A 10,691-nucleotide genomic window follows, 5' to 3' on the forward strand; every position below is an offset into this window, starting at 1 on the left:
CCCAGCCCCCAGCCCCCGCAGAGCGCTTCGTCCTGGAAGCGCCGCGGTCGCTCTCCGCACGCCGTCGCCGGGGCACCGGGTGACTTGCGCGGCCCCGCAGTGCGTGTCACCGCCGGGCCGGGCGGGGGCGCGATGTCTCATGGCCGCTGTGGTGCGTACCGAGCAACTCCGACGTCCGACCGTGGCCGCCCTCCGGATCCTCGGCGTCGCCGCCTTCTACTGCGTGGGCGGCTGGATCGGCCTGCACAAGGAAGTCCTGGAGGTCGGCGGCACCGCTCTCACACCGCTCTGGCCGTCCACGGGCATCGCCCTGACCGCTCTGCTGCTTCTGGGCGCCGGCGTCTGGCCGGGGATCGCCCTGGGCACCCTCGTCGGTTTCCTGCCGCTCGGCCCGGTGGGCGGGATCGAGATCGCGATCACGGTCGGGAACACCCTCGCGCCGCTCACCTCCCTGCTGCTTCTGCGGCGCGTGGGATTCCGTATCGAGCTGGACCGGCTGCGGGACGGGGTGGCGCTGGTCTTCCTCGGCGGACTGGCCGGAATGCTGGTCGCCGCGACCGTGCCGGTGGCGACGATATGGCTCCGCGGCGTCACGCTGCCGGACGGATTCTGGACGGCCTGGCTGGTGTGGTGGACCGGCGACGCCATGGGCGTCCTGCTCGTCACACCGTTCCTGCTCCTGCTGTGCCGGCTGCGGTGGCCCCCGCGCTTCCACCGGTGGGCCGAGGTGTCCGCGCTGGTGATCACCGCCGTGGTGATCACCTGGCTGGCCACCATGAGCACCTTCACGCTGTTCTTTCTCGTGTTCCCCGTGCTGATCTGGGCGGCGCTGCGCTTCCATCTCGCCGGAAGCGCTCCGTTCGCGCTCGCGGTCTCCCTCCGCGCGATCTGGGAGGCGGCCAATCCGGCGGGGGCGTTCGCCCATCAGACCCTGGTCGAGCGGATGATCACCCTTCAGGCGTTCAACGGCTCCCTGGCGCTGACCTCACTGCTGCTGACGGCGATCGTCACCGAGCAGAAGAACATCCACCAGAAGATCGAGGAGGCCTGCGACGAGCTGACCGAGGTGGTGGAGCAGCTCGTGCCCGGCCAGGGGACGAGGCTGCGGCCACGGCGCCAGCAGGCCGTGGAGGGCAGTGAGGGGAGTACGTGAGCACGGTACGCACGTGAAGGGCGCGCCCGGTGCGTACGTACGCCAGGGCCGGTGGCACACGTAAAGGGCGCCGCCGGTCGGCTGTCCGCGCCCGGCGCGCCCTACGGGACCCACGTGGGTCGGACGACCCGCGCGGGGTCAGACGTGCTGCTTGTGGGACTTGTCGAGGACCATGACCAGGCCCGCGATGATGCCGAAGATCACCAGCGGCGCCACCACATACAGGCCGAGCGTCTCGGCGATGCTCAGGCCGGGGCCCGGGTCGTCGCCGTCGTCCCGGCTCAGCGCGAGCGCCGGGGACGACAGGAGCAGCATCATCAGCGTCGTACCGGCCGCCAGGGCGCCGGCGCGCAGAGCGTTCTTCTTGTCCACCCCGCAAAAGTAGCGAACGGCTAGGACGGCCGCGCGGGCGGGGGTGCCGTACCCGGCCGGAACACCTCCATCAGGGCGTGCAGCCGGGGCGAGGCGGCCAGCTCCTCCAGGGCCACCGGGCGGCCCTCGGCGTCCGCGACGGGCAGGCGCCAGTTGGGGTACTGGTCCCAGGTGCCCGGCAGATTCTGCGGTCTGCGGTCGCCCACCGTGTCCGGCAGCCAGATCCCGACCAGCCGCGCCGGGGTGCGCAGCAGGAAGCGGTAGACGGCGCGGATGCGCTCCTCCTCGTCGTCGCCGGACAGCAGTCCCAGCCGGGTGAGCCGGCCGAGCCACTCCGCGAGCTCCGCCTGTGCCTCGGACCGCTCACGCTCCAGCGGTCCCGTGAGCAGGCCGAGCCGGTGGCGCAGCTCGACATGCTCACCGGTGAGCCGGGCCGCGGTGGACGGCAGATCATGGGTCGTGGCGGTGGCCAGGCATCCCGCGCGCCAGCGGTCCGGCGGCAGCGGCCCGCCCGTGCCGTCCCAGTCGCGCTCGAACCAGAGGACCGAGGTGCCGAACACCCCGCGCCGCTCCAGCGCCTCCCGTACCCCCGGCTCGACCGTGCCCAGGTCCTCGCCCATGACGGCGGCGCCCGCGCGGTGCGCCTCCAGGGCGAGGACCGCGAGCATCGCCTCCGCGTCGTACCGGACATACGTTCCCCGGGTGGGGTCCAGGCCCTCGGGCACCCACCAGAGCCGGAACAGGCCCATCACATGGTCGATCCGCAGCGCCCCGGCGTGCCGCAGCAGGCCCTGGAGCAGGCTTCGGTACGGGGCGTAGCCCGACGCGGCCAGCACATCGGGGCGCCAGGGCGGCAGCCCCCAGTCCTGGCCGCGCGGATTGAAGGCGTCCGGTGGGGCGCCCACGGACATGCCGGCGGCGAAGACGTCCTGCTGCGCCCAGGCGTCGGCGCCGTCGGGGTGCACGCCGACCGCGAGGTCGTGCACGATCCCGACGCCCATGCCCGCGTCCCGGGCCGCCCGGCCGGCCGCGGCGAGCTGTTCGTCGGTCAGCCAGGCCAGCCGGCAGTGGAAGTCGACCCGGTCGAGGAGCCGGCGCCGGGCCGCGGCCGTCTCGGCGGAGCGCGGATCGCGCAGCCCGGCGGGCCAGGAGCGCCACTGGGGGCCGTGCGCCTCGGCCAGCGCGTTCCAGGTGGCGTGGTCCTCCAGGGCCCGGCCGCGCTCGGCCAGGAAGTCGCAGTACTCGGCGCGGCGGCCGGGACCGAGCGGGACGGTGGCCAGGATCTCCAGGGCGGCCCGCTTGAGCTCCCACACCGCGTCCCGGTCGATCAGCGCGCCCTTGCCCGGATCCAGCACGGCGGCGCGCAGCGCGGCGGCCCGCTCGGCGAGCCGGTCGAGCCGGTCGCGGTCCTCGCCGTGGACGTACGCGTACTCCGGTACGGCCTCGATCCGCAGATGCACCGGATCGGGGAACCGGCGCGAGGAGGGGCGGTACGGCGAGGGGTCGGCCGGCACCTCGGGCACCCCGGCGTGCAGGGGGTTGATCTGTACGAACCCGGCGCCGAGGGCCCGGCCCGACCGGGCGGCCAGCTCGGCGAGGTCCCCGAGGTCGCCCATGCCCCAGGAGCGCCGGGAGAGCAGGGAGTAGAGCTGCACCAGGAAGCCGTACGCGCGGGCGGAGGGTTCCGGCACCCGGTCGGGGGCGACGACGAGCGCGGCCCGGTCCTCCCGGTGGCCGCCGACGGCTGCACGGCCCCGGGCGGCTCCACGGCCCGCGGCGGCGGGAGCGCGGACGGTCAGCCGGTGCACCCCGAGCGGGAGCCGGGCCCAGCCGGCGGCCGCGCCGGGCCCCGCGGGCAGCTCCACCGACCCGCCCTGCTCGGTCTCCACCCGGAGCACCGAGCCGTCCGGCAGCGCGGCGAGGGCGGGCGGCAGCAGGGGCGCGGTGCTCACGGGCGCGGTCACCGCGTCGTCCTCGGGTGCTTCCGGTGCGCCCCGGGCCGTCCACACCACCAGCGTCGGCGGCAGCAGGCGGCGCGCGGCGGCGGACTCGGCGCGCCTCAGCGCCTTGTCCACCGCCGCCGGGCTGGAGGCGTCGACACCCAGCGCGGCCAGCACCAGCACAACGGTCGAGTCGGGGACCGGGACACTGACGCCCGGCGACGGTGCGTACGAGGTGGCGACACCATGCAGTTCGGCGAGTCCGGCCAGGCTCATACGCACTCCAGGGGGTCAGACTCCGGGGGACTCCGTGCCGCCGGCCGTGCCGGGCGCGGTCGGCTCGCTGGTCAGCGGAGCGGTGTCGGCGAGCGGGGGCTCGCTGGTGAGCGGGGCTGCGTCGGCGAGCGGCGGCTCGCTGGTGAGGGGGGTCGGGTCCGTCTGTTCGGAAGGTGCGGTCGGCAGAAGCTGTGCGGATGCGGCCATGGCGGCGCCTCCAGTGGACAGGGAAACAGGACAGGACACAGCAGCCCTACCCAGCGGGCGGAACCGCAGACGCTTACGGCCGGTAAACGTGTGCCGAGTCACGATCCGTTCCCTGTGCGGCAGTTGACGTCCTGCCTATCACAAACCGGCAATCGCGACACAACGGCCACGCGCATTGACACCTTCACCGCGGGGGTGGTGGGCTCGTTGCGGCGTGGGTCGGGACCAGATGTGGTCCTGTCCGACGGGACCTGTGCGGGACCCGCACGGGACCCGGAGGCACGAGAGGAGCAGAACATGCGGCTCGGGCAGCGAAAGGGCACCGCGACCGCCGTCGCGGTCGCCGTGATCGGAGGTCTCCTCGGCACCGCGCCGAGCGCGCTGGCCGCCCCGCACGACCCGGGCTCCCCCTCGGCGACCACTCCCGAGCGCGAGGGCGCGGGGAAGGTGCCCCCGGTCTGGCCCCGGCCGCAGACGATCCGCGCGGGCGGCCGGCTGGTGCCCCTCGGCGACGACGTGACCGTCGTGGCGGGCGCGGACGCCGATGCCTACGCCGTGGACGCGCTGACGGAGATCCTGCGCGAGGCGGGTGTCCGTACCGTACGCACCGCTTCCTCCGCGCCCGCCACCGGACCGCTGGTCCTCGCGGGCGGTGCCGGCGCGCGCGAGGCGCTGCGGGCGCTGCGCGCGCCCGACAGCGCCGATCTGCCCGCCGGGGGCTACCGCGTGGCGGTGGGGACCGTGGCCGGCCGTGACACCGTCGCCCTGGACGGCGTCGACGGCGACGGCCTGTTCCACGCCGCGCAGACCCTGCGCCAGCTCGTCGTCGAGCGGTCCGGCCGGCCCGCCGTCCAGGGCGTGGTCGTACGGGACTGGCCGGGCACGGCCGTACGGGGGACGGCGGAGGGGTTCTACGGACAGCCGTGGGACCACCGGCGGCGGCTCTCCCAGCTCGACTTCATGGGCCGCACCAAGCAGAACCGCTATCTGTACGCGCCCGGCGACGACCCGTACCGCCAGGCGCGCTGGCGCGAGCCGTATCCCGCCGCGCAGCGCGCGGAGTTCCGCGAGCTGGCCGAGCGCGCCCGGCGCAACCATGTGACGCTCGCCTGGGCCGTGGCCCCCGCCCAGGCCATGTGCATGACCTCGCGGAAGGACCTCAGGGATCTCACCCGCAAGATCGACGCGATGTGGGCGCTGGGGGTGCGCGCGGTCCAGCTCCAGTTCCAGGACGTCAGTTACACGGAGTGGCACTGCGGCGAGGACGCGGACGCCTTCGGCTCGGGACCCCGGGCCGCCGCGGCGGCGCAGGCCCGGGTGGCGAACGCGGTGGCGCGGCATCTCGCGGAGCGTCATCCCGGCGCCGAGCCGCTGACGGTGATGCCGACGGAGTACTACCAGGACGGCACGACGGACTACCGCGAGGCGCTCGCGGACGCGCTCGACACACGCGTACAGGTGGCGTGGACGGGGGTCGGGGTGGTGCCGCGCACCATCACGGGGCAGGAACTGGCGGGCGCGCGTGCCGCGTTCAGACGCCCGCTGGTGACCATGGACAACTATCCGGTCAACGACTACGAGCAGGACCGTATCTTCCTCGGCCCGTACACCGGCCGCGAACCGGCCGTCGCGACCGGCTCGGCGGCACTGCTCGCCAATGCGATGGAGCAGGCGTCGGCGTCCCGTATCGCGCTGTTCACGGCTGCGGACTACGCCTGGAATCCCCGGGGTTACGACCCGCAGGAGTCCTGGCGGGCCGCGCTGGACGATCTCGCGGGCGGCGACATCAGGGCCCGTGAGGCGCTCGGCGCGCTCGCGGGCAACGACGCGTCGTCGATCCTCGGCCCGGCGGAGTCCGGCTATCTCAAGCCGCTGCTCAAGGACTTCTGGCAGTCCCGTACGACCGCGGACCGCGGCACCAGAACCAGCGCCGCGAGCGCGCTGCGGGCCGCCTTCACGGTGATGCGCGAGGCGCCGGAGCGGCTCGCGGGGATCGCGGACGGGCAGCTCGACGAGGAGGTACGGCCCTGGCTCGACCAGCTCGCGCGGTACGGCACGGCGGGCGAGCTGGCCGTCGACATGCTTCTGGCGCAGGACCGCGGCGACGGGGCGGCGGCCTGGCGGGCGTCCCTCGATCTGGAACCGCTGCACGAGGCGGCGCGTACGAGCCGGGCGACGGTCGGCGAGGGCGTGCTCGGGCCGTTCCTCGACCGGGCGGTCAAGGAGTCCTCGGCGTGGACGGGCGCGGACCGTGCGACGGACCGGGACGCCGGGAAGGTCACGCAGGACGCGCGCTCGTACACCGTCGATCTGGGCGGGGCCAGACCCGTCGAGGCGGTGAACACCATGTCCGAGCCGGGTACGGGGGCGGGCGCGACCGTCGAGGCGCATGTGCCGGGGCAGGGCTGGCGCGCGCTGGGGCCCCTGTCGACGAGCGGCTGGACGGAGTCGGACACGAAGGGGCTGCGGATCGACGCGGTACGGATCGTCTCGCCGGGCGCGGGTCCGGGCGTGGCGGGTCCCGGGGCGCCGGCGCCTTCCGTACGGCATGTCGTCCCCTGGTTCGCCGACGAGCCGCGAGCCCGGCTGGACCTGGTCCACGACGAGGCGGACGCACAGATCGGCGGCAAGCCGCAGAAGGTCGAGGCGCGGCTCGCGGCGCAGCGGCCGGGCGAGGTGCGGGGCGCGCTGACGGCGAAGGCGCCGTCGGGGATCCGGGTGACGGTGCCCGGGACGACGACGGTGCCGCGGGGCGCGCAGAAGAACGTACCGGTCGAGGTCAGCGTGCCCGAGGGGACACCGGCCGGTACCTATGAGGTACCGCTCGCCTTCGCGGGCGACGAGCGCACGCTGACGGTCCGCGCCTCGCCGCGGACGGGCGGCCCCGATCTGGCCCGTACGGCGACGGCGACCTCGTCCGGCGACGAGACCCCGGACTTCCCGGCCGCCGCGGCGCTCGACGGCGACCCGGCCACCCGGTGGTCGTCCCCGGTGGAGGACGGCGCGTGGTGGCAGCTCGAACTCCCGGAGCCCGCCCGCCTCGGCCAGATCGTCCTGCACTGGCAGGACGCCTACGCGACCCGCTACCGCATCCAGGTCTCCTCCGACGGCCGGACCTGGCGCACGGCGGCGACGGTGAACGCGGGCCGGGGCGGCCGGGAGGCCATCGGCATGGACGCGAGGGAAACCCGCTTCGTCCGCGTCCAGGGCGACGAGCGCGCCACCCGCTTCGGCTACTCGCTGTACGCGGTCGAGGCGTACGCGGTAGCCGAGTAGCGACAAGTGTCCTCAACCGCCGGACGGGCTGGTCCGGAGATTGTCTCCAGCCCGTCCGGCGATTGAGGACACCGGGACGACGAAGGCCCGGATCTCAGGCTGAAATGCCGTCGATCCGAGCCATCGCGTCTTCCGCGCCATATGGTTGCAAGTACGGCAACCACCGGGGGTCCCGGTGACCGGTCCCGATGATCCGCCATGCCAGGCCCGATGGCGGGGCAGGTTGTTGGTGGAGTCTCCAGCCCAGCTCCCGCAGGTGCCGGTCCGCCTTGACGTGGTTGCAGCGGCGGCAGGCCGCCACCACGTTGTCCCACACGTGCTGTCCGCCACGGCTGCGCGGAATGACGTGGTCGACGCTGGTTGCGACACCACCGCAGTACATACAGCGACCGCCGTCGCGGGCGAAGAGCGCACGGCGTGTCAGTGGAACGGGCCCCCGGTAAGGGACCCGTACGAACCGCTTCAGCCGTACGACGCTGGGTGCTGGGATGACTCGGGTCTCACTGTGCATGAAGGCGCCGGATTCCTCGAGGCAGAGGGCCTTGTTCTCCAGGACGAGGACGAGCGCGCGGCGGAGCGGTACGACGCCGAGCGGCTCGTACGACGCGTTGAGGACCAGGACATGCGGCACGGATGCCTCCTATAACGCCGGCGGCGCGTGGCTCGCGCCGGGACGATCTGCTCTCAGTCTCTCCTCATGCCAGGTGGAAACGCCACCACGTGCAGGTAACGGGCTCGGAGTGTTTTCGACCACACCGGCCTCTCCCCCCGCGTCCGGCGCGCCGCGCGACACGCCCGCGACCTGCGTGAGCCGTGTCTCTCCGCCCGTCGGGGCACGGGCACGGCCGCACTGCCCCGTTAGTGTGGTGGGACCGCTCGCGATACCTGGAGGTCCTGACGTGTCCTGGTCCGCCCTGCCGGCCGCCGGCCCCTCGTCGTCCGACCCCGTCACCTTCGACGAAGCGGCGGACCGGGCGACCGACGCGGCGAGCTGGGTGGAGGAGAACTGGTCGACCTGGCTGAGCATCGGGCTGCGGATCGTGCTGATCCTGGTGATCGCGCTGGTGCTGCGCCATGTGATCCGGCGGGCGCTGACCAAGCTCATAGACCGGATGAACCGCAGCGTCCAGTCGGTCGAGGGCACCGCCCTGGGCGGGCTGCTGGTCAACGCCGAGCGGCGCCGTCAGCGCTCCGAGGCGATCGGTTCCGTGCTGCGCTCGGTGACCTCGTTCCTGATCCTGGGCACGGCCGCGCTGATGATGCTGGGCGCGCTGAACATCAATCTCGCCCCGCTGCTGGCCTCCGCGGGCGTCGCCGGTGTCGCGCTGGGCTTCGGCGCGCGCAATCTGGTCACCGACTTCCTGTCCGGGGTCTTCATGATCCTGGAGGACCAGTACGGCGTCGGCGACACCATCGACGCGGGAGTGGCCTCCGGCGAGGTGATCGAGGTCGGGCTGCGGGTGACCAAGCTGCGCGGTGACAACGGCGAGATCTGGTACGTACGCAACGGCGAGGTCAAGCGCATCGGCAATCTGAGCCAGGGCTGGGCCACCGCGGTCGTGGACGTGATGGTCCGGCCGTCGGAGGACCTGGACCGGGTACGGGCGGTGCTGGGCCGGGTCATCGGGAAGATGGCCCAGGACGAGGTGTGGGGCGAGCGGCTGTGGGGCCCGGTGGAGATCCTGGGGCTGGACTCGGTGCTGCTGGACTCGATGACCGTGGGGCTCTCCGCGAAGACGATGCCCGGCCAGGCGCTGGCCGTGGAGCGCGAGCTGCGCTGGCGGATCAAGCGGGCCTTCGACGAGGCGGGCATCCAGATCGTCGGCGGCCTGCCGCCGGTCATGGAGCAGCCGCCCGCGCCGGATCCGACCGCTGCCATGTCCGCGCCCTCCGCGCTGGCCAGCCCGACCTCCCCGCAGTCGCAGGCGGCGGCGCCGCTCAACCCCTCGCCGTCGAATCTGCCCAGCCCGTCGCCCTCGCCGTCGGCGTCGAATCTGTCCAAATAGCCGCATGCCCCCGAGGTAACGCTTTGGTTGCCTCGGGGGAGTGATCTGCCGGAGAGTATTGACGCCTTCCTGACGTCCGGCTTACCTTCCTCGCACCCCAATAGGAAACTTTCCTAACAGTGTGGGAGAGCGAGCGGCGAAAGGCAGGTGTCCAGTCCATGACCGATGTGACCGGGCCACCCACTCCGTCACCGGGGACGCCACGCGTGCTGCGGGCCATGAACGACCGGGCCGCGCTCGATCTGCTGCTGGCCCACGGGCCGCTCTCCCGTACCCGGATAGGCAAGCTGACCGGCCTGTCGAAGCCGACCGCCTCACAGCTCCTGGCCCGGCTCGAAGCCGCCGGACTGGTCGTCGCCACCGGGACCACCGAGGGCCGGCCGGGCCCCAACGCCCAGTTGTACGCGGTCAACGCGCGCGCCGCGTTCGCCGCCGGGCTCGATGTGAACCCGCAGCGGATCCTCGCCGCCGTCGCCGACATCACCGGCGCCACCGTCGGGGAGTTCGAACTGCCGACGCCCGGCCGCCGCGCCGAGGGCGGCCGCCGCGCCGGCGGTGTCGTACAGCAGGTCACGGACGCCCTGGAGGGTGCCGTCAAGGCCGCCGGACTGGCGCGCGGGGACGTGCACCGGGTGGTGATCGGCACGCCGGGCGCCTTCGACCCGTCGACCGGCCGCCTGCGGTACGCGTCCCATCTGCCCGGCTGGCACTCCCCCGCCCTGCTCGACGAGCTGGCGGCGGTCCTGCCGATGCCCGTCGAGTACGAGAACGACGTGAACCTCGCGGCGGTCGCCGAGCAGCGCCTCGGCGCGGCCCGCGGCCACGACGACTTCGTCCTGCTGTGGAACGAGGACGGCCTCGGCGCCGCCCTGGTCATCGGCGGCCGGCTGCACCGCGGCTTCACCGGCGGCGCGGGCGAGGTCGGCTTCCTGCCGGTCCCCGGCACTCCGCTGGTACGCCAGGTGGTCAGGGCGAACAGCGGCGGCTTCCAGGAGCTGGCGGGCGCGCAGTCCGTACCGCGGCTGGCCAGGACCCTGGGCATCGACACCCCGGAGCAGCCGTACGCCGAGGTCGCCGCCGGGCTGCTGGCGCGCGCCGCGGCCGGGCACGGCGAGGACGAACGGCTGGCCGGGCTGCTGCGGCAGTTCGCCCAGCGGCTCGCCACCGGTCTCGCCTCCGTCGCGGCCGTGCTCGATCCCGAACTGATCGTCCTCGCGGGCGGGGTGACCGCCGCGGGCGGCGAACCGCTGCGCGCGCTCGTGCAGGCGGAGCTGGCCGAGCTGGCCGCGTCCCGTCCCAGGCTCCTCATCGGCGAGGTCCAGCGCCATCCCGTCCTGCGCGGCGCGCTGGAGAGCGCGCTCGCGGCCACCCGCGACGAGGTCTTCGACACCTCCCGCTAGCCCGCGTCCCGTACGCCCGTACTCCACCTCCCCCAGACCCGCACCCCGCACATCCGTACCC

The 10,691-nt window shown here is 73.8% G+C and carries 8 protein-coding genes; 4 read left to right on the forward strand and 4 right to left on the reverse strand.

Translation table 11 applies throughout. The features are described 5' to 3' along the window. The first annotated feature begins 139 nt into the window (after positions 1–139). On the forward strand, positions 140–1,153 hold the full coding sequence (locus tag WH07_RS25755; protein WP_332836374.1) for an MASE1 domain-containing protein: 1,014 nt from the start codon (positions 140–142) through the stop codon (positions 1,151–1,153). Between the two features lie 138 nt (positions 1,154–1,291). On the opposite strand, the gene WH07_RS25760 is transcribed toward WH07_RS25755, so the two are convergent. From WH07_RS25760 to WH07_RS25770, 3 genes are read right to left on the reverse strand one after another with little or no spacing between them, the layout of a single operon-like run. Further along, the gene (locus WH07_RS25760; protein ID WP_046504706.1) at positions 1,292–1,525 is read right to left on the reverse strand and encodes a hypothetical protein; all 234 of its coding nucleotides are present in this window, start codon (positions 1,523–1,525) and stop codon (positions 1,292–1,294) included. Positions 1,526–1,545: 20 nt separating this feature from the next. Continuing rightward, positions 1,546–3,741, reverse strand: coding sequence for a 4-alpha-glucanotransferase (malQ, locus tag WH07_RS25765; protein ID WP_046504709.1), 2,196 nt, complete (start codon positions 3,739–3,741; stop codon positions 1,546–1,548). Positions 3,742–3,756: 15 nt separating this feature from the next. Beyond that, positions 3,757–4,017 carry a hypothetical protein gene (locus WH07_RS25770; RefSeq protein ID WP_408645937.1) on the reverse strand — a complete coding sequence of 87 codons (261 nt, stop codon included), beginning with the start codon at positions 4,015–4,017 and terminating at the stop codon, positions 3,757–3,759. 228 nt (positions 4,018–4,245) lie between these two features. Between WH07_RS25770 and WH07_RS25775 the strand changes: the two genes are divergently transcribed. Then, positions 4,246–7,224 carry a beta-N-acetylglucosaminidase domain-containing protein gene (locus tag WH07_RS25775; protein WP_046504713.1) on the forward strand — a complete coding sequence of 993 codons (2,979 nt, stop codon included), beginning with the start codon at positions 4,246–4,248 and terminating at the stop codon, positions 7,222–7,224. 94 nt (positions 7,225–7,318) lie between these two features. On the opposite strand, the gene WH07_RS25780 is transcribed toward WH07_RS25775, so the two are convergent. Continuing rightward, positions 7,319–7,855, reverse strand: a complete 537-nt coding sequence (locus WH07_RS25780; RefSeq protein WP_046504717.1) for an HNH endonuclease — start codon at positions 7,853–7,855, stop codon at positions 7,319–7,321. A 268-nt stretch (positions 7,856–8,123) separates the two neighbouring features. Here WH07_RS25780 and WH07_RS25785 point away from each other — a divergent pair, with 268 nt between their 5' ends. Then, the gene (locus tag WH07_RS25785) at positions 8,124–9,230 is read left to right on the forward strand and encodes a mechanosensitive ion channel family protein (protein WP_046504720.1); all 1,107 of its coding nucleotides are present in this window, start codon (positions 8,124–8,126) and stop codon (positions 9,228–9,230) included. Positions 9,231–9,388: 158 nt separating this feature from the next. Beyond that, the gene (locus WH07_RS25790; protein WP_046504722.1) at positions 9,389–10,630 is read left to right on the forward strand and encodes an ROK family transcriptional regulator; all 1,242 of its coding nucleotides are present in this window, start codon (positions 9,389–9,391) and stop codon (positions 10,628–10,630) included. Positions 10,631–10,691: the final 61 nt, after the last annotated feature.

Origin of the sequence: Streptomyces odonnellii (assembly GCF_000981895.1) — a bacterium.
GTDB classification, from domain to species: Bacteria; Actinomycetota; Actinomycetes; order Streptomycetales; family Streptomycetaceae; genus Streptomyces; species Streptomyces odonnellii.

What these genes read in the sequence shown, in the direction of transcription:
- WH07_RS25755 (WP_332836374.1), top strand. Translation starts at nt 140, where the DNA reads ATGGCCGCTGTGGTGCGTACCGAGCAACTCCGACGTCCGACCGTGGCC.
- malQ (WP_046504709.1), bottom strand. Translation starts at nt 3,741, where the DNA reads ATGAGCCTGGCCGGACTCGCCGAACTGCATGGTGTCGCCACCTCGTAC.
- WH07_RS25775 (WP_046504713.1), top strand. Translation starts at nt 4,246, where the DNA reads ATGCGGCTCGGGCAGCGAAAGGGCACCGCGACCGCCGTCGCGGTCGCC.
- WH07_RS25790 (WP_046504722.1), top strand. Translation starts at nt 9,389, where the DNA reads ATGACCGATGTGACCGGGCCACCCACTCCGTCACCGGGGACGCCACGC.